Origin of the sequence: Streptomyces sp. NPDC001604 (assembly GCF_042893475.1) — a bacterium.
GTDB lineage: Bacteria > Actinomycetota > Actinomycetes > Streptomycetales > Streptomycetaceae > Streptomyces.
Map to the genome: position 1 here is coordinate 459043 of NZ_JBIAUY010000001.1, position 22885 is coordinate 481927.

General features: G+C 70.4%; 18 protein-coding genes and 1 pseudogene. 12 read left to right on the forward strand and 7 right to left on the reverse strand.

The window, feature by feature from the left end:
• Positions 1 to 269 precede the first annotated feature (269 nt).
• Positions 270 to 1466: an ROK family protein gene (locus tag ACFY1E_RS02170; RefSeq protein WP_389070330.1), complete on the reverse strand. Its 1197-nt coding sequence runs from the start codon at positions 1464 to 1466 to the stop codon at positions 270 to 272.
• 120 nt (positions 1467 to 1586) lie between these two features.
• Between ACFY1E_RS02170 and ACFY1E_RS02175 the strand changes: the two genes are divergently transcribed.
• From ACFY1E_RS02175 to ACFY1E_RS02185, 3 genes are all read left to right on the forward strand, one after another.
• On the forward strand, positions 1587 to 3116 hold the full coding sequence (locus tag ACFY1E_RS02175; protein ID WP_389070332.1) for a trehalase family glycosidase: 1530 nt from the start codon (positions 1587 to 1589) through the stop codon (positions 3114 to 3116).
• Positions 3113 to 5050, forward strand: a complete 1938-nt coding sequence (locus ACFY1E_RS02180; RefSeq protein ID WP_389070334.1) for a glycogen debranching N-terminal domain-containing protein — start codon at positions 3113 to 3115, stop codon at positions 5048 to 5050. Before ACFY1E_RS02175 ends, ACFY1E_RS02180 begins: the two co-directional genes overlap by 4 nt.
• A 276-nt stretch (positions 5051 to 5326) precedes the next feature.
• Positions 5327 to 7078: a sulfatase-like hydrolase/transferase gene (locus tag ACFY1E_RS02185; RefSeq protein ID WP_389070336.1), complete on the forward strand. Its 1752-nt coding sequence runs from the start codon at positions 5327 to 5329 to the stop codon at positions 7076 to 7078.
• Positions 7079 to 7093: 15 nt separating this feature from the next.
• Here the strand turns inward: ACFY1E_RS02185 and dusB are convergent, their stop codons facing one another.
• Complete coding sequence (dusB, locus tag ACFY1E_RS02190) at positions 7094 to 8236, reverse strand: tRNA dihydrouridine synthase DusB (protein ID WP_389070338.1); 1143 nt, start codon at positions 8234 to 8236, stop codon at positions 7094 to 7096.
• Between the two features lie 121 nt (positions 8237 to 8357).
• Between dusB and ACFY1E_RS02195 the strand changes: the two genes are divergently transcribed.
• On the forward strand, positions 8358 to 9803 hold the full coding sequence (locus ACFY1E_RS02195) for an MFS transporter (RefSeq protein WP_389070340.1): 1446 nt from the start codon (positions 8358 to 8360) through the stop codon (positions 9801 to 9803).
• 324 nt (positions 9804 to 10127) lie between these two features.
• On the opposite strand, the gene ACFY1E_RS02200 is transcribed toward ACFY1E_RS02195, so the two are convergent.
• On the reverse strand, positions 10128 to 11051 hold the full coding sequence (locus ACFY1E_RS02200) for a helix-turn-helix transcriptional regulator (RefSeq protein WP_389070343.1): 924 nt from the start codon (positions 11049 to 11051) through the stop codon (positions 10128 to 10130).
• 101 nt (positions 11052 to 11152) lie between these two features.
• Between ACFY1E_RS02200 and ACFY1E_RS02205 the strand changes: the two genes are divergently transcribed.
• From ACFY1E_RS02205 to ACFY1E_RS02215, 3 genes are all read left to right on the forward strand, one after another.
• Positions 11153 to 12580 (forward strand): MFS transporter, encoded by a 1428-nt coding sequence (locus ACFY1E_RS02205; protein WP_389070345.1) that lies wholly within the window; start codon positions 11153 to 11155, stop codon positions 12578 to 12580.
• A gap of 109 nt (positions 12581 to 12689) precedes the next feature.
• The gene (locus ACFY1E_RS02210; RefSeq protein ID WP_389070348.1) at positions 12690 to 12905 is read left to right on the forward strand and encodes a hypothetical protein; all 216 of its coding nucleotides are present in this window, start codon (positions 12690 to 12692) and stop codon (positions 12903 to 12905) included.
• An 85-nt stretch (positions 12906 to 12990) separates the two neighbouring features.
• On the forward strand, positions 12991 to 14124 hold the full coding sequence (locus ACFY1E_RS02215) for a serine hydrolase domain-containing protein (RefSeq protein WP_389070349.1): 1134 nt from the start codon (positions 12991 to 12993) through the stop codon (positions 14122 to 14124).
• A 113-nt stretch (positions 14125 to 14237) separates the two neighbouring features.
• Here ACFY1E_RS02215 and ACFY1E_RS02220 read toward each other — a convergent pair whose 3' ends face one another.
• Positions 14238 to 14828, reverse strand: coding sequence for a TetR family transcriptional regulator (locus tag ACFY1E_RS02220; RefSeq protein WP_389070351.1), 591 nt, complete (start codon positions 14826 to 14828; stop codon positions 14238 to 14240).
• A 25-nt stretch (positions 14829 to 14853) separates the two neighbouring features.
• Entirely contained in the window at positions 14854 to 15876 is a 1023-nt protein-coding gene (locus tag ACFY1E_RS02225) for an aldo/keto reductase (RefSeq protein WP_389070354.1), read from the reverse strand.
• A 165-nt stretch (positions 15877 to 16041) separates the two neighbouring features.
• Here ACFY1E_RS02225 and ACFY1E_RS02230 point away from each other — a divergent pair, with 165 nt between their 5' ends.
• A complete protein-coding gene (locus tag ACFY1E_RS02230; RefSeq protein WP_389070356.1) occupies positions 16042 to 16281 on the forward strand; it encodes a hypothetical protein in 240 nt (79 codons plus the stop codon).
• A gap of 64 nt (positions 16282 to 16345) precedes the next feature.
• Positions 16346 to 17568: pseudogene (locus ACFY1E_RS02235) on the forward strand (RNA-guided endonuclease InsQ/TnpB family protein).
• 241 nt (positions 17569 to 17809) lie between these two features.
• Here the strand turns inward: ACFY1E_RS02235 and ACFY1E_RS02240 are convergent.
• Both ACFY1E_RS02240 and ACFY1E_RS02245 read right to left on the reverse strand, forming a co-directional pair.
• Positions 17810 to 18421 carry a LysE family translocator gene (locus tag ACFY1E_RS02240; protein ID WP_389070359.1) on the reverse strand — a complete coding sequence of 204 codons (612 nt, stop codon included), beginning with the start codon at positions 18419 to 18421 and terminating at the stop codon, positions 17810 to 17812.
• Between the two features lie 153 nt (positions 18422 to 18574).
• Complete coding sequence (locus ACFY1E_RS02245) at positions 18575 to 19957, reverse strand: glycine--tRNA ligase (protein WP_389070361.1); 1383 nt, start codon at positions 19955 to 19957, stop codon at positions 18575 to 18577.
• 150 nt (positions 19958 to 20107) lie between these two features.
• Here ACFY1E_RS02245 and ACFY1E_RS02250 point away from each other — a divergent pair, with 150 nt between their 5' ends.
• Genes ACFY1E_RS02250 through ACFY1E_RS02260 form a run of 3 tightly spaced genes read left to right on the forward strand, consistent with a single transcriptional unit; the run spans position 20108 to position 22783 of the window.
• Positions 20108 to 21067: a metal ABC transporter substrate-binding protein gene (locus ACFY1E_RS02250; protein WP_389070364.1), complete on the forward strand. Its 960-nt coding sequence runs from the start codon at positions 20108 to 20110 to the stop codon at positions 21065 to 21067.
• On the forward strand, positions 21064 to 21870 hold the full coding sequence (locus ACFY1E_RS02255) for a metal ABC transporter ATP-binding protein (protein ID WP_389070366.1): 807 nt from the start codon (positions 21064 to 21066) through the stop codon (positions 21868 to 21870). Before ACFY1E_RS02250 ends, ACFY1E_RS02255 begins: the two co-directional genes overlap by 4 nt.
• A 10-nt stretch (positions 21871 to 21880) precedes the next feature.
• A complete protein-coding gene (locus ACFY1E_RS02260) occupies positions 21881 to 22783 on the forward strand; it encodes a metal ABC transporter permease (protein ID WP_389070369.1) in 903 nt (300 codons plus the stop codon).
• Positions 22784 to 22885: the final 102 nt, after the last annotated feature.

Genomic DNA, 22885 nt, shown 5'->3' on the forward strand with positions numbered 1-22885 from the left:
ACGGGCAGATGTTTTCACTTCTTGAACGCAAGACCGCCCATGAGCACGGCATTACGCTCAGATGAGCGGGCTTCCTGCACGTCTGATTTCGATCGATGAACGATCAAGGGGTGGCACCGAGTGCCACCCCTTGGAGAAGTGCAGTCGCCCAAGATCCGCTCATCTGAGCGCAACCCTTATCAAGGGTGGCAAGAATCACGCTCCCACAGAGCGCCGGATTTCACCATGCGGACGCGTTTCGGGACAGAAACCGGGGCAGAACGCGGCCGTCACACGCCCATCGCCAGCAGCCGTTCCTCCGCCCGCTGCGGCGCATACAGGTACTCCACGACCAGCGCACCGGCCCCCACCAGCCCGGCGCGCTCGCCGAGCCGCGAGGTGACGACGTCCAGATGAGCCGTGGAGCGCGGCAGCGCCCGCTGGTACAGCAGCTCCCGTACACCGGTGAGGAATGCGGTTCCGGCCAAATCCCCCGCGATCATCAGAACTCCGGGGTTGAGCAGCGTGACGACGGTCGCCAGCACGTCCCCGACCTGCCGCCCCGCCTCCCGCGCGAGCCCGACCGCCTCCGGGTGCCCGGCCGCCAGCAGATCCCGTACGTCCGAGCCGGACGCGGCCGGCACCCCCGCCTCCGCGAGCCGCCGCGCCACGGCGCCGCCACTCGCGACGGCGGCCAGACAGCCGTACGACCCGCACCGGCACAGCGCCTCCGCGCCCACCCGGATGTGACCGATGTCGCCGGCGCCCCCGTCGATGCCGCGGTAGATCGAGCCGTCGACCACGACCCCGGCGCCGATGCCGGTCGACACCTTGACCAGCACGAACGCCGAGCAGTCGGCGTATCCCGTGCGCTGTTCGCCGTACGCCATGAGGTTCGCGTCGTTGTCCACCAGCACCGGCACGGTGCCTGCGCCCGTGTGCTCGGTGAAGGATCTGGCGAGGCGGCCTCTTATGTCGTAGCCGTCCCAGCCCGGCATCATCGGCGGCTGCACGACCCGTCCGGTCTCGCTGTCGACGGGCCCCGGCACCGCGAGTCCGATCCCGCACACCGACTGCGCCCGCTGCCCGGCCTTCTCCAGCAACTCGGCGAACCAGCGGCCGAGTTCACCGAGCACGGCGTCCGGGCCGTCCTCGATGACGAGGATGCCGGAGTGCTCGGCGAGGATCTCGCCGGTCAGGGTGAGGAGGGCGGCGCGGGCGTGGCGGGTGTCGAGGTCGGCGGCGAGGACCACGGCGTGCTCGTCGTCGAACTCCAGCGTGATGGAGGGGCGGCCACCGAGCGGTGAGTCGACCGGGCCGCCGGCGCCCTCGCGCAGCCAGCCCGCACGGAAGAGCCGGTCGAGGCGCTGGCCGACGGTGGCGCGGGACAGCCCGGTGGCCTGCTGGAGCGCGCCGCGCGTGGTCGCACGCCCGCTTCGCACCAGTTCGAGGAGATCTCCGGCGCTCGCCTGGCTCCGTCCGGTCATGCACACCCCCTTGTGTTTCTCAAGCTTGCATTACATCCTGGGTTTTGCGTGTTAAATAGACGTAACTCTACGGTAGCCACGACTAAACCGGTCGACCGCACGTCTTTCGGGGAGCCCCGAGTGGATCGCACTGCCCAACTCACCAGCCGTGCCGCACAGCACCCCATTGCATACGATCCACCCGCCGCGCCGGGTTCGCTGCACGTCAGGGCCGCCCGGGTGCTGGCGGACAACTGGACGGGAGCGTCCACGGTCCCCTCGCGCAGCCTGTATCCCCACCAGTGGTCCTGGGACTCGGCCTTCATCGCGATCGGTCTCAGGCACCTGTCGCCGTTACGGGCCCAGACGGAACTGGAGACGCTGCTGGCCGCCCAGTGGGAGGACGGCCGCATCCCGCACATCGTCTTCAACCCCTCCGTGCCCCTCGACGCGTACTTCCCGAGCCCCGACTTCTGGCGCTCCTCGACCGCGGGGCGCGCTGCGGGCGCCCCGCGCACCGTACAGACCTCCGGCATCGTGCAGCCACCGGTGCACGCGCTGGCGGCCTGGCTGGTGCACTGTGCCGACCCGGGACTGTCCCGTGCGCGCGGCTTCCTCACCCGGGTGTATCCCCGGCTGGCCGCCTGGCACCGCTATCTGCTGCACCGGCGGGACCTGGGCGGCGGCGGCCTGGCGTCCGTCGTGCACCCCTGGGAACAGGGCATGGACAACAGCCCCTGCTGGGACGCCCCGCTCGCCCGCATCACACCCGCGCCGGCCCGCTCCTTCCGCCGCGCCGACCTCGACCACGGGGCCGCCGAGGACCGGCCGACGGATCTGGACTACGGGCGGTACGTACGGCTGGCGACGGACTACCGGGACCGCGGTTACGCCGACCACGGCGCCGAGTTCGCGGTCGAGGACCCGTCCTTCAACGCGCTGCTCATCGCCTCCGAGCACGCCCTGGCCCGGATCGCGCACGAGCTGGGCGCGCCGGGCACGGCCCGCCACGCGCGTGCGGAGCGCCTGACGGGCGCGCTGCTCGAAAGACTCTGGGACCCGGCGGAGGGGATGTTCTTCTGCCGGGACGTGCGCGGCGGGCAGCTGATCCGGGAGCGGAGCGTCTCGGGCCTCGTACCGCTCCTGCTGCCCACGCTCCCGCGCGAGACGGCCGCCGCTCTCGTCCGCACGGCCTGCGGCCCGCACTTCGGCCTCGGCGACGCGACCCGCCTCGTCCCCTCCTACGACCTCCTCGGCGAGGCCTTCGACCCGCACCGCTACTGGCGGGGTCCGGCCTGGTTCAACACGAGCTGGCTGCTGGAGCGGGGGCTGCGCACACACGGCGAGCAGTCGCGGGCCGACGCGCTGCGGGAGGCCGTCCTGGACATCGCCGGCACCTCCGGGTTCGCCGAGTACGTGGACCCGTTCACCGGCGAGGCGTGCGGCGCGAGGGGGTTCGGCTGGACCGCCGCGCTCGCGCTGGACCTGCTCCACGAGCGCCCCGGGCACGGCGTGTCCCGCACGGGCATCGGCACGTTCGACACAAGTGACGTCGGCAGAAGCGACGTCGACAGAAGCGACCTCGGCAGTGGCGACTTCGGCAGAAGCGGCTGCGCCGGAAGTGACTTCGCCAGGAGCGACGAGGAAGTCAGGGGAGGCGACCGGGCATGACGGACCGGCATCATCTGCTCGTGCACGGCGGGACGTTCGCGGCCGTCGGCGACGGGGGGGACATCAGCGGCGTACGGGGGTCGGGCTCCCCGGACGGGTTGTTCGTGCGCGATGCCCGGCATCTGAGCCGCTGGCAGCTGACGGTCGACGGCGCGGTGCCGGAGTCGCTCACACCGGTCGCCGACGGCGACACGGCACGCTGCGTCCTGGTCCCGCGCGGCGGACGCCAGGAGCCGCCCGCGTACACGATCTTCCGCGAGCAGGCCGTCGGTGACAGCGCGTTCGTCGAGTCGCTGCGGGTGACCAGCAACCGCCCGGTGCCGACCACGATCCGCCTCGCGCTCACCGCGGACGCCGACTTCACCGACCAGTTCGAGCTGCGCTCCGACCACCGCACCTACACCAAGATCGGCGCCACCCGCTCCCGCCAGGTCCTCGACGACGGCGTGGAGTTCAGCTACCAGCGCGGTGAATGGCGTTCCTGTACGACGGTGACGGCCGAGCCCGCCCCGGACGGCGTCGAGGAGACGGGCACAGGCGCCCGGCGCCTGGTCTGGACACTGGAACTGGAGCCGCACGGCACCGCGGAACTGGCGCTGCGGGTGGCCGCCCGCCCGCACGGAGCGGTTCCGGGCCCCCGTGTTCCCGACTCGCCCGCCGCCGCCAACGCCCGGCTCCTCGCACTGGAGGGGGAGTTCGCGGAGGGCGTGCCCTTCCCGACCGGCTGGCCCGAGCTGGCGGCGGCCTGCGCACGCGGTCTCGCGGACCTGGCCTCGCTGCAGGTCACCGCGACCGGCCCGGACGGCGAGGAGCTGCGCGTACCGGCGGCCGGCGCCCCCTGGTTCCTGACCCTGCTGGGCCGCGACGCCCTGCTCACCTCCCTGTTCGCCCTCCCCTACCGCCCGCAGCTCGCCGCCGCCACGCTGCCCGCCCTCGCCGCCACCCAGGCGACCGAGACCGGCGTGGACTCGGTGTCCCAGCCCGGCAAGATCGTGCACGAGGTACGGCACGGGGAGCTGGCGCACTTCGGACAGGTGCCGTACGGGCGCTACTACGGGTCGGTGGACGCGACCCCGCTGTTCCTCGTGCTGCTCGGTGCCTATGTCGAGCAGACCGGGGACCTGGCACTCGCGCGCCGGCTGGAGCCCCACGCGCGTGCGGCGATCGGCTGGATGCTGGATCACGGCGGGCTCACCTCCCGCGGCTACCTCGTCTACCGCGCCGACCAGGGCGGCCTCGCCAACCAGAACTGGAAGGACTCCCCCGGCGCGATCTGCTCCGCCGACGGGACCCGGGCGACCGGGGCCGTGATGGCGGCCGGCGCCCAGGGGTACGCCTACGACGCACTGCGCCGCACGGCCTGGGTCGCGCGCACGGTCTGGGAGGACGAGGTGTACGCGGCGCTCCTGGAGCAGGCGGCCGGTGATCTGCGGGACCGTTTCCAGCGGGACTTCTGGATGCCGGACCGGTCCTTCCCGGCGCTGGCTCTGGACGGCAAGGGCAACCAGGTGGACGCGCTCGCCTCGGACGCCGGGCATCTGCTGTGGTCGGGGCTGCTGGACAAGGAGTACGGGGAGCTGGTGGGCCGGCGGCTGCTGGAGCCGGACTTCTTCTCGGGGTGGGGTGTGCGGACGCTGGCCGCGGGCCAGGCTGCGTATCACCCGCTGTCGTACCACCGGGGTTCGGTGTGGCCGCACGACAACGCGCTGATCGCGTTGGGGCTGGCGCGGTACGGGCTGCATGACGAGGCCCGTACGGTGGCCCACGCCCTGGTCGACGCGGCGACGGCCGCGGGGCATCGGCTGCCTGAGGTGATCGCCGGGTATGGGCGGGATACGCATGCGGAGCCTGTGCCTTATCCGCACGCGTGTGTGCGGGAGTCTCGGTCGGCGGCGGCTCCCTTGGCGCTGCTCACCGCCGTGGGGGGCGCGTAAGAGCTCGGCCGGTTCGGTCGACTGGCGGGTGCGGGTTCGTTGTGGTTGATCGCGCAGTTCCCCGCGCCCCTGAAAGCGTTGCCCGCGCCCCCCGTGAGGAACGAGCCGCAGCGTTGCCCAGGCGTTTGCCCGGTGTTTGCCTCGTCCCCCTGAACAGGGGGACGAGGCAGCCCGTACGGAATGGCGGCGGGCCAAGCGGGTCCTGGAAGTGATCCGTGTTGCCTCCCCAGCGTGGCCCGCCGCCTTTCCACGGGTCTCGCACGGAAGGACCTTCGGGTGCCTGTCTTCACGCGCGTTCGTCAGGAGCCGGATACGGCCGACACCATCACCGATGGCACGGCACCCGAGGTCGGTCTGCGCTCCCGCCTCGCCGGGTGGCGCGACCGGCACCCCACGGCCGTCCGTAACACCCGGTGGACGGTCACCGTCCTCGCCGCCGTCCTCGTCCTCGGTGCGCTGCTGCTGCCGAACCGTCTGACCACGCTGGAGGCCGGACGGTGGTTCACGCGGATACCCGTGGAGGCCATCATCGGGGCGGCCGTCGCGCTGGCGTTGCCGCGGCGGCCCAGGCTGGTGGTGGCGGCGCTGTCGGGGGCGGCGCTCGGGGCGATGGTGGTCCTGAACCTGCTGGACATGGGGTTCGTGGAGTACCTGGGGCGGCCCTTCAACGTCGTACTGGACTGGGAGCTGCTGCCCGACGCGCAGTCGTACATCGCGGACTCGATGGGCAAGGCGGTGGAGGTCGGGGCGACCATCGGGGTCTTCGTCCTCATCTTCGTGGTCCTCGGCGTGATGGCGCTGGCGATGGTGCGGCTCAGCAACCTGCTCGCGCTGCACAAACAGATCGCGACCCGGGGGACCTTGGCCGCCGCCGTCGTCTGGGTCACCTGCTCCGCCCTGGGGCTGCAGATCGCCGGGGTTCCGGTCGCGTCCGACCGTACGGCCGGGGCAGTCGCCGTCCAGGCGGTCCGGGTGCGGGACACGCTGCGGGACGAGGCCGAGTTCCAGAAGGTGGCCAAGGTCGACGAGTTCGGCAACACACCGCCCGGCCAGCTGGTGCCGGATCTGCGCGGGAAGGACATGATCTTCACGTTCATCGAGAGCTACGGCCGCAGCGCGATCGAGGACCCGGTCGAGGCGCCCGGTGTCGACGCGACGCTCGACGCCCGCACCAAGGCCCTCGCCAAGGCGGGCTTCCACGCCAGGAGCGGCTGGCTGACGTCGGCGACCTACGGCGGCAGCAGCTGGCTCGGGCACTCCACCACCATGTCGGGCCTGTGGATCAGCAACCAGCAGCGCTACCGCACGCTCATGGCGAGCGACCACATGAGCCTCACCGAGGCGTTCAAGAAGACGGGCGACTGGGACACGGTCGGGATCATGCCGGGGGTGCAGAAGAGCTGGCCGGAGTCGAAGTTCTACGGCCTGGACTCCTACCGCAACGCCTTCCAGATGGGCTACAAGGGCCCGAAGTTCAGCTGGTCGACGATGCCGGACCAGTACGCACTCCAGCAGTTCCAGAACCTGGAGCACAGCAAGAAGCGCAGCAAGCCCCTGATGTCGCTGGTCATCCTGACCTCCAGCCACCAGCCGTGGGCGCCGATCCCCAAGATGGTCCCCTGGGACGACCTCGGTGACGGCTCGGTGTTCAAGGCCATCCAGAAGGCCGGCAACAAGCCGTCGGACATCATCGCCAGCTCGCCCAGGTCCCAGGCGGAGTACGGCAGGTCGGTCCAGTACTCGGTGACCGCCCTCACCCAGTGGCTGGAGCGCTACGGCAACGACAACACCGTCCTGGTCTTCCTCGGCGACCACCAGCCCATCGCCCGCGTCAGCGGCAACCACGCCAGCCGTGACGTGCCGGTCTCGATCGTCGCCAAGGACCCCAAGGTCCTCGACAAGATCGACAGCTGGGGCTGGTCGGACGGCCTGCGCCCGGCGCACGACGCCCCGGTCTGGAAGATGAGTGCGTTCCGCGACAAGTTCCTGACGGCATACGGCTCGACCCCGCACCCGAAGAAGGACTGAGGGGCCCCGGGCGGCTCAGCCGCCGGAGGTGTCCAGCTCCGCGTCCTCGCCGATTCCCGCGCAGTCGTACGGGTCCTTGAGCCAACCGTCCGGCAGGACCACCCGGTTGTTGCCGGAGGTGCGGCCGCGGGGGCCGTCGGCGCCGGTGGGCCAGGGCTGGTCGAGGTCCAACTCGTCGAGCCCGGCCCGGAGCTCGGCGAGAGAGGACGTGATCGCGAGGCGCTTGCGCATCTCACTGCCGACCGCGAAGCCCTTCAGGTACCAGGCGACGTGCTTGCGGAAGTCGACGACACCCTTGGACTCGTCGCCGATCCACTCGCCGAGGAGGGTGGCGTGGCGGACCATGATGTCGGCGACCTCGCGGAGGGCGGGGCGCGCGATGGCATCCGTACGCCCCTCGAAGGCCGCCACCAGGTCCGCGAACAGCCACGGCCGGCCGAGGCAGCCGCGGCCCACGACCACGCCGTCGCAGCCCGTCTCCCGCACCATCCGCAGCGCGTCCTGGGCCGACCAGATGTCGCCGTTGCCGAGGACGGGGATCTCCGGCACATGCTCCTTGAGGCGGGCGATCGCGTCCCAGTCCGCGGTGCCGCCGTAGTGCTGGGCGGCGGTGCGGCCGTGCAGGGCGATGGCCGTCACGCCCTCCTCCACGGCGATCCGGCCGGCGTCGAGGAAGGTGATGTGGTCGTCGTCGATGCCCTTGCGCATCTTCATGGTGACCGGGAGGTCGCCCGCGCCCGAGACCGCCTCGCGCAGGATGGCGCGCAGCAGGTTGCGCTTGTAGGGCAGGGCCGAGCCGCCGCCCTTGCGCGTCACCTTGGGGACCGGGCAGCCGAAGTTCAGGTCGATGTGGTCGGCGAGGTCCTCCTCCGCGATCATGCGGACGGCCTTGCCGACGGTGGCCGGGTCGACGCCGTACAGCTGGATCGAGCGCGGCTTCTCCGTCGCGTCGAACTGGATCAGCTGCATGGTCTTCTCGTTGCGCTCGACCAGCGCCCTGGTCGTGATCATCTCGCTCACGAACAGGCCCTTGCCGCCACTGAACTCTCTGCACAGGGTGCGGAAGGGCGCGTTGGTGATCCCGGCCATCGGGGCCAGGACGACGGGCGGCTCGACGGTGTGCGGGCCGATCTGCAGCGGGGACACGGGCGTGGGCATTGGGCCATTGTCGCGCATCGGCAGTGATCATGTGGCAGCCGTCGGGGTGATCATGTAACAGCCATTAGTTAGCAGCACTATTAGTTAGACACACTATCGATGCGGGCGTAGAGTGAAACGCATGCCCGAGCTCAGCCACCGCCGACGCTTCCTGGTCCTCGCGATCTGCTGTATGAGCCTGCTGATCGTGAGCCTCGACGTCACAGCTCTGAACGTCGCCCTGCCGTCGATGCAACGGGAGCTGCACGCGAGCACCGCCGGACTGCAGTGGACCATCGACGCGTACACGCTGGTCCTGGCCTCGCTGTTGATGCTCTCCGGCTCCACGGCCGACCGCATCGGCCGCAAGCGGGTCTTCATGGCGGGCCTGATCATCTTCACCGCGGGCTCGCTGCTGTGCTCCCTCGCCCCGAACCTCGACTCGCTCATTGCCTTCCGCATGATCCAGGCGGTGGGCGGTTCCATGCTCAACCCGGTCGCCATGTCGATCATCACCAACACCTTCACCGACCCGGCCGAGCGCGCCCGTGCGATCGGTGTCTGGGGAGGCGTGGTCGGCATCTCGATGGCCGCGGGGCCGCTGGCCGGCGGGCTGCTGGTGGAGTCGGTGGGCTGGCGCTCGATCTTCTGGGTCAACCTGCCGGTGGGCCTCGCGGCCCTGCTGCTGACGCTGCGCTACGTTCCCGAGTCCCGCGCGCCCAAGGCCCGCCGTCCCGACCCGGTCGGCCAGCTCCTGGTGATCGCCCTGTTCGGCTCCCTGACGTACGCGATCATCGAAGCCCCGAACTCGGGCGCGGACTACGTGCTGCCCTTCGTCGCGGTCGCGCTGGCCGCCCTGGCGGGGCTGCTCTGGTACGAGCCGCGTCGCGACGAACCGCTGATCGACCTGCGGTTCTTCCGGTCGGTGCCGTTCAGCGGGGCGACGGTGATCGCGATCAGCGCGTTCGCCGCGCTCGGCGGGTTCCTGTTCCTTTCGACGCTGTATCTGCAGAACGTGCGCGGGTACGACGCCCTGCACGCGGGGCTGTGGATGCTGCCGATGGCGGTGCCGACGTTCCTGTGCGCGCCGCTGTCCGGGCGGCTGGTGGGGAGCAGGGGGCCGCGGCTGTCGCTCCTCGTCGCCGGTACGGCGATCACGGCGAGTGGGGTGCTGTTCGCCGGGTTCGAGGCCGAGACGTCGAACGTGACGCTGTTCGTCGCTTACCTGCTGTTCGGTATCGGGTTCGGGTTCGTGAACGCGCCGATCACCAATACGGCGGTGTCGGGGATGCCTCGTGCCCAGGCGGGGGTGGCGGCCGCCGTCGCGTCCACCAGCCGGCAGCTCGGGCAGACGCTCGGCGTCGCTGTGGTGGGGGCGGTGTTGGCCTCCGGTGTGGGGGCCTCGTCGTACAGGGACGTGTTCGTGTCGGCCTCCGTGCCGGGATGGTGGATTCTCACGGGGTGTGGGGCTGCGGTGCTCGGTCTTGGGGCGCTCAGCAGTGGGCGGTGGGCTCGGCGTAGTGCTGAGCGCACGGCTGCGGAGCTTGACTCTGCTGAGGTGCGCCAAGCCGCGGGGGTCAGTGCGTAGTTTGGCGGGTGCGGGTCGGTGGGGGCTTGTCGCGCAGTTCCCCGCGCCCCTTAAAAGCCGCTGCACCCACGCTGGTTACTCCGCGCCCCCTCAAGGCCGCTCCACCCACGCCGGTCCAGGCGCGCCCCTTCAAGGCCGCTCCACCAACGCCGGTCCAGTCGCGCGCCTTCAAGGCCGCCCCACCCACGCCAGTTTCCCCGCACCCCCTCAAGGCCGCCCCACCCACGCCAGTTTCCCCGCACCCCCTCAAGGCCGCCCCACCCACGCCGGTTTCCCCGCACCCCCTCAAGGCCGCCCCACCCACGCCAGTTTCCCCGCGCCCCCTCAAGGCCGCTGCCCCTGTGCCGGTCGAGTCGTGCCCCTCTTGAGGGCGATCTCATGGAGCCTCTCCAGTCGCGCCCTCGACTCCTCGTCCGCCGGGACGTACGTGACCATCCGGGAGCCCAGTTCCGGGCCGAGCCACAGTTCGGACTGGTCCACGACCACTCGGCCCACCAGGCGGTTGAGGAACTCCTTGCGTTTGCTGTGGGCGGCGACCACCTCGTGGCGCTCCCAGGCCTCGCAGAACTCCGGGTACTCGCGGAGGCGCTTGAGGAGCATCTTCCAGGCGGGTTCGGTGAGATGGCCGGCCATGACGGCGCGCAGGCGGGCCGCCATCAGGCGGCGGGTGTCCTCCAGGTGCACGATCGAGTTGCGCCAGTCGTCGTTCGTGTAGGACAGCAGGATGCAGTTGCGGTCCTCGGGCGGTACCGCCTCCAGGTCGCACAGCAGCAGGCCGAGGGTGCGGTTGTGCGCGAGGATGTCGTACCGGCTGTTCTGGATGCTGGCGGGGTACGGCTCCAGCTGCTCCAGCATGGCCCGCAGGGCGGGTGTCACCGACGGGCACAGCAGGGCCGGTGTCGGGTCCACCGCGCCGGCCAGCTGGAAGAGGTGGGCGCGCTCGGTGGCGTCGAGCATCAGGGTGCGGGCGAGGGCGTCGAGGACCTGGACGGAGACCTGGATGTCACGGCCCTGTTCGAGCCAGGTGTACCAGGTGACGCCGACCGCGGAGAGCTGGGCGACCTCCTCACGGCGCAGACCGGGCGTGCGGCGCCGGCGCCCGCGCGGGAGCCCCACCTCCTCGGGGGTGATGCGCTCGCGGCGACTGCGCAGGAAGGCCGCCAGCTCATGGCGCCGCACCTCGGCGCCCATGCCGTGGGAGCGCGGGGCCGCCGTCTCCTGGGTCGTCACCTGAGCCATCGTCGCCATGCCTCCAGGCTGCCGCACTGCGGACACTGTTTCCAGGTGGTTCTTCTACCAGGATAAGAAGACTCTGGTACCAGCCTGGGAGGGGGCGCACGCTCAGAAGCGTGACCGAAACCATCGCTACACGCACCGTCCGTTCGCCGGCCGCGCCACCCTCGCTCGGCGGCCTCGGACTCTTCACCGTGCTGCTGGCAGCGGCACTTCCTCTCATCGACTTCTTCATCGTCAATGTCGCCCTGCCGACCATCGGCCGGGACCTGCACGCGAGTGAGGCCGTCCTCGAGCTCGTCGTCGCGGGGTACGGGCTCGCGTACGCCGTGCTGCTCGTCCTCGGCGGACGGCTGGGCGATCTGTTCGGACGGCGGCGGTTCTTCCTCGGCGGTGTGGCGGCCTTCGGGCTGACCTCGCTGGCCTGCGGACTCGCGCCCAACGCCTGGGCCCTGGTCGCGGCGCGGGTCGCGCAGGGCGCGGCGTCCGCCGCGATGCTGCCGCAGGTCCTCGCCACCATCCAGGCGGCGACCTCGGGACAGCGGCGGGCGAAGGCCATGGGGCTTTACGGCGCCACGGCCGGACTGTCCATGGTGGCCGGGCAGATCCTCGGCGGGATCCTGGTGGCGGCCGACATCGCCGGCACCGGCTGGCGCTCGGTGTTCCTGGTGAACGTGCCCGTGGTGATCGCGGGCCTGGTGCTCGCCGCCCGTGCCGTCCCGGAGACCCGCTCCCAGCACCCGGAGCCGGTCGACGGTCCCGGCACCGTCCTGCTGACCGCCTCCCTGCTCGCGCTGCTGGCCCCGCTCACCGAGGGCCGTTCGGCGGGCTGGCCACTGTGGACATGGCTGTCGCTGGCGGCGTTCCCGTTCCTCGCGGCCGCGTTCTACGCGGTGGAGCGCCGGGCGGACCGCCGGGGCCGTACGCCGCTGGTCCCGCCCAGCCTCTTCGCGCTCACCTCGCTCCGCCGCGGACTGGTGATGATCGTGCCGTTCGGCGTCGGCTTCAGCGGCTTCATGTTCGTCGTCGCGGTGGCGCTGCAGCGGGGCGCGGGGCTCGGGCCGGTCCCGGCGGGGCTGGCGCTCGCGCCGATGGCCGTCGTCTTCCTCTTCGTCTCGCTCGCCGGGCCGCGGCTGGTCGCCCGGTACGGCACCCGGGTGGTGACCGCCGGAGCGCTGATCCAGGGGGCGGGCATCGGCCTGATGGCGCTGGCCGCCTGGCGGTCCTGGCCGGACCTCGGCTTCGTCGAACTGCTCCCCGGAGCGGCTCTCGCCGGCGGCGGTCAGGCGCTCCAACTCCCCATCATCTTCCGGGTCGTGCTGTCCGAGGTGGAGCCCGCGAGGGCCGGTGTCGGCAGCGGCGTGATGATGACGACCCAGCAGTCCTCCCTGGCACTCGGGGTGGCGGCCCTCGGTACCCTCTTCCTCTCCCTGGTCCCGGGTCTTGGCATGCGGGACGCCCTGGTCACCACGCTCCTGACCCAGTTGGGCTGTGTGGTCCTGACCGGCCTGCTCAGCCTGCGTCTGCCGCGCACCATCGGCTGACGCCCGCGCGATCCTGTGTGGAATGGGCCACGGCTTGGTCAACTCGCCGTGCGGAAGTCCCTGTTGATGTTGGTCTTGCTGCACACTCCTGTGCCGGAGGCGAGACATCATGCTGGAGATCAACACGAGCAAGGTGAGCCGCTGGGACCAGCACGGGCGCGAGCACGTCGTCCGAGTGCAGCGCAAGGGCGCACAGCGCATGATCAGATGTGACACGTGCGGCTGGCGCAAGGGTGCGCAGTTCCTGCCCTGGCTGAAGGCGGAGGAGCATCTGGCGGAGGCGCACCAGGCAACGGTGGATCCGGCGGGGGCATCGGACGCGTAGGGCTCCCGGGAGCGGACGGCCCGATGACTTTCCGCCGTCCCGGGAGTCGTACTCAGGACGACCGCCCACCCCGGAAGGCCGACCGATGAGCACTCTGTACGACACCCTGCAACGGCACGTCGACAACGGCTCCGTGCCCGGCGCCGTCGCCCTGGTGGCCCGCGGCGACGACGTCGAGGTGGTGACCGTCGGCTCGGTGGACATCGAAGGCACCGCCCCGATGTCCCGGGACTCCCTCTTCCGTATCGCCTCCATCACCAAGCCGATCACGGCGGCGGCGGTGCTGATGCTGGTGGAGGACGGGCTGCTCGGCCTGGACTCACCGGTCGAGGAGTGGCTGCCGGAACTGGCGAAGCCGCTCGTGGTCCGCACCCCCGGCTCCTCCGTCGAGGACGTGGTCCCGGCGGCCCGCCCGATCACCGTCGAGGACCTGCTCAGCTCCCGCACCGGCTGGGGCTTCCCCGCCGACTTCTCGCTCCCCGCGGTGCAGTCCCTGTTCACGGTCCAGAAGGACGGCCGGCACCTCCAGGACTGGCCGGACCACGACACCTGGCTGCGCCTCCTCGCCCAGGTGCCGATGCTGCACCAGCCGGGCGAGGCCTGGCTCTACGGCACCTCGTCCGATCTGCAGGGCATCCTGATCGCCCGGGCGTCGGGCCGTACGCTCCCCGAATTCCTCGCGGAACGGATCTTCGAGCCGCTGGGCATGCAGGACACGGCGTTCGAGGTCCCGTCGTCGAAACGGCACCGCTTCACCTCGTCCTACGCCCCGGCCGAGGACGGCACCCTCCAGCTGGCGGACACCCCGGACGGCGACTGGAGCCGCCTCCCACGCTTCCACTCCGGCGGCGGGGGCCTGGTCTCCACGGCCGACGACTGGCTCGCCTTCGCCCGCATGCTGCTGGACTCCGGCGGAGGCCTCCTCTCCCCCACCTCGGTCAGCCGTATGACCACCAACCACCTCACGGCCTCACAGCGGGACGCCGTCCCCCTCTTCCTGGAGGGCCAGGGCTGGGGCTACGGCGGCCAGGTCGACGTCACCCCGGCAGACCCCTGGAACGTCCCCGGCCGCTACGGCTGGGTAGGCGGCACCGGCACGACGGCCCACATCATCCCGCCGACGGGAAAGGTCACGATCCTGCTGACCCAGGCGTCAATGACAAACCCGACACCGACACCGGTGATGCGGGACTTCTGGGCCTGCGTGGCGGGAAGCTGACGCGCCCCGTAGGGGCGGGGGCTGTATTGAAATCGCGGCTTCCGCCGCGTGGGCGCGACCAGCCACGACGGACCCGCAGCCGATGAACACCCCGTCAAAGGCCCCGGCGGCGCTCAGCGCCGCAAGCCCCGCACCAACAGATCCACCACCGCCTCGAACTCCCCCTCCACCCCCGGCCGTTCCCACTCCTTGGCATAACCGGGGTCATGGAAGCGGCCGGTGGCCTGGAACAGGGCGCGGGCAGCAGTCGCCGGGTCCGCGACAGCGAAGACGCCCATTTCTACCCCCGCCCGCACGATCTCGGTCAACTGGCCGGTCAGCTCGGCGATATGGCCGCTGACCACCTCACCCGCATCACCGACCAGGACGGAGTACGTGGCGAACAGCTCGGGATCCCCGCCCGCCTTGCGGCGCTTGGCCGCGAAGAGCGCCGCGAACCATTCCCGCACCCGGGCCGCCGGGTCCCGTTCCGCGTCCGCGGCGATACCGGCCAGCTCCTGAGTCGTACGGTCCAGCCACCGCTTCGTCACCGCCTCCCGCAGCGCCGCCTTCGTACGGAAGTGGCGGTAGACGCTGCCGTGGCTGACGCCGAGCGCGCGGGCCACGTCGACCACGGTGGCCTTGGCCGGGCCGTGGCGGCGCAGCACCTCCTCGGTCGCCTCGAGGATGCGCTCGGCGGTCAGGGTCTCGGTGGTCGCAGGCATGCCTAGACGGTACCGGGCACCGTGATCAGCGCTCGCTGTCGAGCATGGCCATCTGGGCGGGGGCATACCGCTCGCCGGCGGCCGCGTCCGCCGGCACGGCGGCCTCGATGGCGGCGAGGTCGGCCGCGTCCAGGGTCACGTCCAGGGCACCCAGGGCCTCCCCCAGCCGCTCGCGGGTACGGGCGCCGATCAGCGGCACGATGTCCGTGTTGTGCCGCGGGCCCTGCGACAGCACCCAGGCGATGGCGATCTGCGCGACGGACACGCCCTTCTGCTCGGCGATCTTGCGCAGCGACTCGACCAGCGTGAGGTTGTGCTGAAGGTTGTCGCCCTGGAAGCGGGGCGTGTGGGCACGGAAGTCGTTCGCGGCGAACCCCTGGCCGGGCGTGACATGGCCGGAGATCAGCCCCCGGGAGAGGACGCCGTACGCGGTGACGGCGATGCCCAGTTCACTCAGGGTGGGCAGGATCTCCCGCTCGGGGCCTCGGGAGATGAGCGCGTACTCGATCTGCAGGTCGGCGATCGGGGCGGTGGCGGCGGCCCGGCGGATGGTGTCCGCGCCGACCTCGCTGAGGCCGATGTGGCGGACGTACCCCTTCTCGACCAGTTCCGCGATCGCGCCGACGGTCTCCTCGATCGGCACGTTCGGGTCGAGGCGGGCGGGGCGGTAGACGTCGATGTGGTCCACGCCGAGGCGCTGGAGGGAGTAGGCGGCGAAGGTCTTCACGGCGGCCGGGCGTCCGTCGAAGCCGTACCAGTCGCCGTCCGGTCCGCGCTGGGCGCCGAACTTCACGCTGAGCAGCGCGTTCTCCCGCAGGGCGGGCGGGGCGGTGCGCAGGGCCTCGCTGATCAGCAGTTCGTTGTGGCCCATGCCGTAGAAGTCGCCGGTGTCGAGCAGGGTCACGCCGGCTTCCAGGGCCGCATGGACGGTGGCGATGGACTCGGCGCGGTCCGCCTCGCCGTATATGCCGGACATGCCCATGCAGCCGAGGCCGAGGGCGGAGACCTGGGGGCCGGTGGTTCCGAGGTTTCGGGTTCGCATCGTCATGCATCCCACCCTGACATGACAGCTGACAGATTTCAATATCTGTCATTCCAACTTTACCGCCGCCGAGCCTCCCTCTCCAGGTTGGTCCAGACCTATTGACGAGAGGTCTGGACCAGAGCACTGTCATGCCTACGGCACCTCACCGATCCCCCACCGGGAGGCCCGATGCTCCGCCGCACCCTGGCCCTGCTCGCCACCGCGTTCGCGACCGCAGCCGTCGCCCAGCTGCCCGCCGCGCCCACCGCCTCGGCCGCCGACACCTGCGCGGTCAGGTCGAGGCCCGCAGGAAAGGCTCCGGGACTACCGGAGATCATTCGCAGTGCTCCGGCCTTCAGGTCGGGGGTGAAGGGAATCTCGTGGCTGCGTCGCGGTCTCGTTCCGGCGGAGCCGGACCCTGCTTCGTGATGGTGACGGATCGTCCACATGTTCCCGGTGACGACGCGGGTTCGACTTGCCTAGTGTGATCGTCATGCAGCTCCGGTACGCCTTCAGGTTGTACCCCGACGCCGCTCAGCAGGCCGCGCTGGCCAAGGCGTTCGGGTGCGCACGCGTCGTGTTCAACGACGCAGTGCGTGCCCGCGAGGACGCCCGTAAGGCCGGGAAGTCGTTCCCGACGGCCGGGCAACTGTCCACATGCCTGATCACAGAAGCGAAACGGACTCCGGAGCGGGCCTGGCTGGGTGAGGTGTCCGCCGTCGTCCTCCAACAGTCTCTGCGGGACGCTGAGGCCGCCTACAAGAACTTCTTCGCCTCCCTCAAGGGCACCCGGAAGGGGCCAAAACTGGGCCCGCCCCGCTTCAAGTCACGCAAGGACGCCCGGCAGTCGATCCGGTTCACGGCCAACGCCCGCTGGAGCATCACTGACGCCGGCCGTCTGAACCTGCCGAAGATCGGCGCGGTGAAGGTGAAGTGGTCCCGCCCCTGCCCGCCGACCCCACCTCCGTCACCGTCATCAAGGACGCGACCGACCGCTTTTTCGCCTCCTTCGTCATCGACAGCGACCGCGCCGCCGACGCGATGCGGATGCCGGAGACCGACCGCACCATCGGCATCGATCTCGGCCTGACCCACTTCGCGGTCCTCTCCGACGGCACGAAGATCGACTCCCCGCGCTTCCTCCGGCGCGCGGAGAAGAAACTGAAGAAGGCCCAAAAGGAACTGTCCCGCAAGCAGAAGGGATCCAAGAACCGGGCCAAGGCCCGCCTCAAGGTCGCCCGCGTCCACGCCAAGGTTGCCGACGCACGCCGCGAGTTCCACCACCAGCTCTCCACGAAGCTGATCTCCGAGAACCAAGGGATCGCCGTGGAGGACCTGGCGGTGAAAGGACTCGCGCGCACGAAGCTGGCCAAGTCCGTGCACGACGCCGGATGGGCCTCGTTCCTCAGCATGCCGGCCTACAAGGCCCAGCGCTACGGCCGCACCCTGGTCAAGATCGGCCGCTTCGAGCCGACCTCCCAGACCTGTTCCACCTGCGGCGTCAAGGATGGACCCAAACCCCTGTTCGTCCGGGAGTGGACTTGTAGCGCCTGCGGCACTGTCCATGACCGGGACACCAATGCCGCACTCAACGTGAAAACGGCCGCCGGACTGGCGGTATCAGCCTGCGGAGCGCCGGTAAGACCAGGAGCAATCCCGGCGCAGCGCGAAGAAACAGGAAGCCACGGACTCCCGACCGGAAACCGTGCCGCGTAGCGGCACAGCAATCGGTAGAGAAGGCCAGAATCCTCGTCCTCCAGGACGAGGAGCATGTCAATGGGAGAACTGGGACGGGCGGCCCCGGGCCCCGGACCCGGGCCCCAGCCCTCCAAGGGCCTGAAGACCGGGTTGGTCAACTAGGACGGCTCGAAGAACTGGACGTTCGGCGACAACGTGAAGGCCCTGCAGGGCCGTTGAACCCAGGCAGCCCCAGCATCGCGGCACCCCCCAGGAGCGACTACCGCGCAGTCAGCGCCAACTTGGCCCCCAGCGCCACGAACGACCCCGCGAACCCCCGCCGCAGCCAGGCCATCACCCGCGGTCGCGAGGTGACGCGGCTGCGGACGGACGCGGCGAGGATCCCGTACGCGGAAAAGACGACGAAGGTCGCCAGCATGAACACGCCGCTCAGCCAGAGCATCCGCGGCAGCGCATGCGGCGCACCCGGGTCCACGAACTGCGGCAGGAACGCGAAGAAGAAGATCGTCAGCTTGGGATTGAGGAGGTTGACGAGCACACCGCGGACGATCACCCGCCCCGCCGAACTCGGGGCGGCCTCCTCGTCCACGGCGATCGCCTCCTTGTCCCGCACCGTCGCCCACGCCATGTGGAGGAGATAGGCGATACCGGCGTACTTGAGGACCTGGAAGGCGGCCGCGCTCGCGTTGAGCAGTGCGGCGAGCCCCGTGACGGTGGCCAGCACATGCGGCACGATCCCGACCGTGCAGGCGAAGGCGGCGACGACACTCGCACGGCGGCCGTGCGACAGCCCGGCGGCCAGGGTGTAGACGACACCGGTGCCGGGCGTGGCGACGACGACAAGGGTGGTGAGGAGAAAGGCGAGACTCATGGGGCCAGCCTGGTAACGCAGCGGCCCCCGATACAGGGCCAATGCGAGACCTGTATCGGGGGCCACTACGGGAGCTTCCTCAGCCCGTCCGGCGTTTGAGGACGAGGCCCCTTCAGGGCCGGTCGGGAGTCTGGGGGCGGAGCCCCCAGGAAACTAGGCGCCGACGAGCCGCCCGGCCAGGTACCCCTCGATCTGGTCGAGGGACACCCGCTCCTGCTTCATGGAGTCACGCTCACGCACCGTCACCGCGTTGTCGTCCAGCGTGTCGAAGTCGACCGTCACGCAGTACGGCGTACCGATCTCGTCCTGGCGGCGGTAGCGGCGGCCGATGGCGCCGGCGTCGTCGAACTCGATGTTCCAGTTCTGGCGCAGCGCCTGGGCGAGGCCCTTGGCCTTCGGGGACAGCTCGGGGTTGCGGGACAGCGGGAGCACCGCGACCTTCACGGGGGCGAGGCGGTGGTCAAGGCGCAGCACCGTGCGCTTCTCCATCTTGCCCTTGGCATTGGGCGCCTCGTCCTCGACGTAGGCGTCGAGCAGGAACGCCAGCATGGTGCGGCCGACACCGGCGGCGGGCTCGATGACGTACGGGGTGTAGCGCTCGCCGGCCTCCTGGTCGAAGAAGTGGAGGTCCTGGCCGGAGGCCTTGGAGTGCGCGGTGAGGTCGTAGTCGGTGCGGTTGGCGACGCCCTCGAGCTCGCCCCACTCGCTGCCGCCGAACTGGAAGCGGTACTCGATGTCGGCGGTGCGCTTGGAGTAGTGGGAGAGCTTCTCCTGCGGGTGCTCGTACCACCGCATGTTCTCTTCACGCAGGCCCAGGCCGGTGTACCAGTTCCACCGCTCCTGCATCCAGTACTCCTGCCACTTCTCGTCCTCGCCCGGCTTGACGAAGAACTCCATCTCCATCTGCTCGAACTCGCGGGTGCGGAAGATGAAGTTGCCGGGCGTGATCTCGTTGCGGAAGGACTTGCCCATCTGCGCGATGCCGAACGGCGGCTTCTTGCGCGCGGCGGTCTGCGTCAGGGCGAAGTTGGTGAAGATGCCCTGGGCGGTCTCCGGGCGCAGGTACGCGACGGAACCGGAGTCCTGGGTCGGGCCGAGGTGCGTGGAGAGCAGACCCGAGAACTGCTTGGGCTCGGTGAACTGGCCCTTCGTGCCGCAGTTGGGGCAGTTGATGTCGGCGAGGCCGTTCTCGGGGACGCGGCCCTTCTTCTCCTCGTACGCCTCCTCCAGGTGGTCCGCGCGGTAGCGCTTGTGGCAGGAGGTGCACTCGGTCAGCGGGTCCGAGAAGGTGGCGACGTGACCGGAGGCCACCCAGACCTCGGGAGCCAGGATCACGGACGAGTCGATACCGACGACCTCCTCGCGCGACGTCACCATGTAGCGCCACCACTGGCGCTTGATGTTCTCCTTGAGCTCGACACCCAGGTGTCCGTAGTCCCAGGCGGCGCGCTGGCCGCCGTAGATCTCACTACAGGGGAAAACGAAGCCACGGCGCTTGCTCAGGCTGACGATGGTGTCGATCTTGTCGGCGGCCACGGTGCTCTCTTCATTACGACGACGGGCGAGGAAGCGAGACGCTTCAGAGCGAATGCTTCAGGGTACCGGCGTGGGCTCCCCCTCAATCAAATCGGTTCCCACTCGGATGTTTGTTGACAACGGTTTCCATCTTTGTTGAAAATGACTGTCATGAACGTACGACGACGCCTCATATCCACCGCGGCCACGGCCGCGGTCGCCGCCCTCGGCCTCACCACCCTCTCCGCCTGCTCCAGTGAGAGCGCCGCCGCGGGCAACACCGGCAAGTTCGACGTCGTCGCGTCGTTCTACCCGCTGGAGTTCCTCGCCGAGCAGATCGGCGGGAACCATGTGCACGTCACCAACCTGACCCAGCCCGGGCAGGAGCCGCACGACCTGGAGATCAGCGCACGGCAGACCGCGCAGCTCCAGGAGTCCGACGCGGTGCTCTACCTGAAGAACCTCCAGCCCGCCGTCGACGACGCGGTGGCCCAGTCCGAGGTCAAGACGAAGATCGACGCCGCCTCCCTCACCTCGCTGGAGAAGCACGGCAACGAGGTCGGCGGCCACGCGGCCTCCCACGACAGCTCCAAGAACGAGGAGCTGGCCGGGCTCGACCCCCACATCTGGCTCGACCCGGTGAGGTACGCCCAGGTCGCCGAGGGCGTCGGTGCCGCCTTCGAGAAGGCGGACCCGGCCCACGCGGCCGACTACAAGAAGAACACCGCGGCCCTGGTCAAGCGGCTCGAGGAACTCAACAACCGGTTCAAGGACGGCCTTTCGGGGACCAGGTCCAAGGTGTTCATCACCACGCACGCCGCCTTCGGCTACCTCGCCGAGCGCTACGGCCTGACCGAGGAGGCCATCAACGGCCTCGACCCCGAGTCCGAGCCGAGCGCGGCCCGGGTGAAGGACCTTGAGAAGATGGCGAAGGCCGACGGCGTCACGACGGTGTTCTACGAGACGCTCGTCAGCGACAAGACCGCGAAGACCGTCGCCGCCGACGCCGGACTGAAGACGGACGTCCTCGACCCGATCGAGGGCATCACGTCGAAGTCCCGCGGCAAGGACTACTTCTCGGTCCAGGAGGCCAACCTCAAGGCGCTGCAGACGGCCCTGGGATCCAAATGACGTTTACGGAGGACGACATGGGCGTGGGCGCAGCAGGTGAACCCGGCACGGAGCCCGTCATAGCGATGCGCGGGGTCCGCGCCGACCTGGGCTCGCGCCCCGTCCTGCGCGGGATCGACCTCACCGTGGCACGCGGTGAGGTCGTCGCGCTGCTCGGCGCCAACGGCTCCGGCAAGTCGACCGCGATCCGCACGATCATCGGCCAGGTGCCGGTGAGCGCCGGCGAGGTCGAGCTGTTCGGCACGGAGCGGAAGCGGTTCCGGGACTGGGCGCGGGTGGGGTACGTTCCGCAGCGCACGACCGCCGCGGGCGGTGTCCCGGCCACCGTCACCGAGATCGTGTCGTCGGGCCGGCTCTCCCGGGCCCGCTTCGGTGTGCTGCGCAAGGCGGACCACGCGGCCGTACGCCGGTCCCTGGAGCTGGTCGGCATGGCCGACAGGGCGAAGGACTCGGTGAACGCCCTCTCCGGCGGCCAGCACCAGCGCGTGCTGATCGCCCGCGCGCTCGCCGCCGAACCCGAACTGCTGATCATGGACGAGCCGATGGCGGGCGTGGACCTGGCCAGCCAGGAGGTGCTCGCGCAGACGCTGCGGGAGCAGGTCGCGGCCGGTACGACGGTGCTGCTCGTCCTGCACGAACTCGGGCCGCTGGAGCCCCTCATCGACCGCGCGGTGGTGCTCCGCGACGGCTGCGTCCTGCACGACGGGCCGCCCCCGCGGGCGGTCGGCCAGCACGCGCTGCCCGGTCACGACCACGTACACCCCCACGAGCACACGCCCGTGCGCACCGGCCTGCTGAGCTGATGGATCGGTAATGGACTTTCTCGACTTCGCCTTCATGCAGCGGGCCCTGCTCGCCGCCGTCCTCGTCGGCATCACCGCCCCGGCGATCGGCATCTACCTCGTGCAGCGCCGCCAGGCCCTGATGGGCGACGGCATCGGCCATGTCGCGATGACCGGCGTCGGCCTCGGCTTCCTGCTCTCCGCGTCCCCGGTCTGGATGGCGACCCTCACCTCCGTGCTCGGCGCGGTCCTGATGGAGCTGATCCGCTGGTACGGCCGCACCCGCGGTGACATCGCCCTCGCGATGCTCTTCTACGGCGGCATGGCCGGCGGCGTGATGTTCATCAACCTCGCGCCGGGCGGCTCCAACGCCAACCTGACCTCGTACCTCTTCGGCTCGCTGTCGACCGTCTCCCAGTCGGACGTCACGGCGATCTGCCTGCTCGCGGGCTTCGTGGTGCTGGTCACCCTCGGTCTGCGCCGACAGCTCTTCGCGGTCAGCCAGGACGAGGAGTTCGCGCGGGTCACGGGCCTTCCGGTGCGTGCCCTGAACCTCCTCACCGCCGTCACGGCGGCGGTGACGGTGACGGTCGCGATGCGGGTGGTGGGCCTGCTGCTGGTGAGCGCCCTGATGGTGGTGCCCGTGGCGGCGGCACAGCAGTTGAGCCGCAGCTTTGCGGCGACCTTCGCGATCGCGGTGGCGATCGGGGTCTCCGTGACCATCGGCGGCACGATCACGTCGTACTACCAGGACGTGCCGCCCGGCGCGACGATCGTGCTGCTGACCATCGCGGCCTTCATGGCGCTGACCGCGCTGGCGGCCCCGCTGGCCCGCCGCCGCGCCCGTGCCGCAGCGGCCGCACAGCCCGCCGGCGACCCGGCGGAGTGTGCAATTCCGGCCGCGCGGGCCACCGAGGGGAAGGTCGGCGTCTGACTGCGCACAGGCCGGGCTGGCACAATGGCCCGGCAAGCGCAGACGTAGGAGGCGCGAGGAGCCGAAGGGGCGCGCCGGTGTCGACGGCGCGAGCGCGCGGAG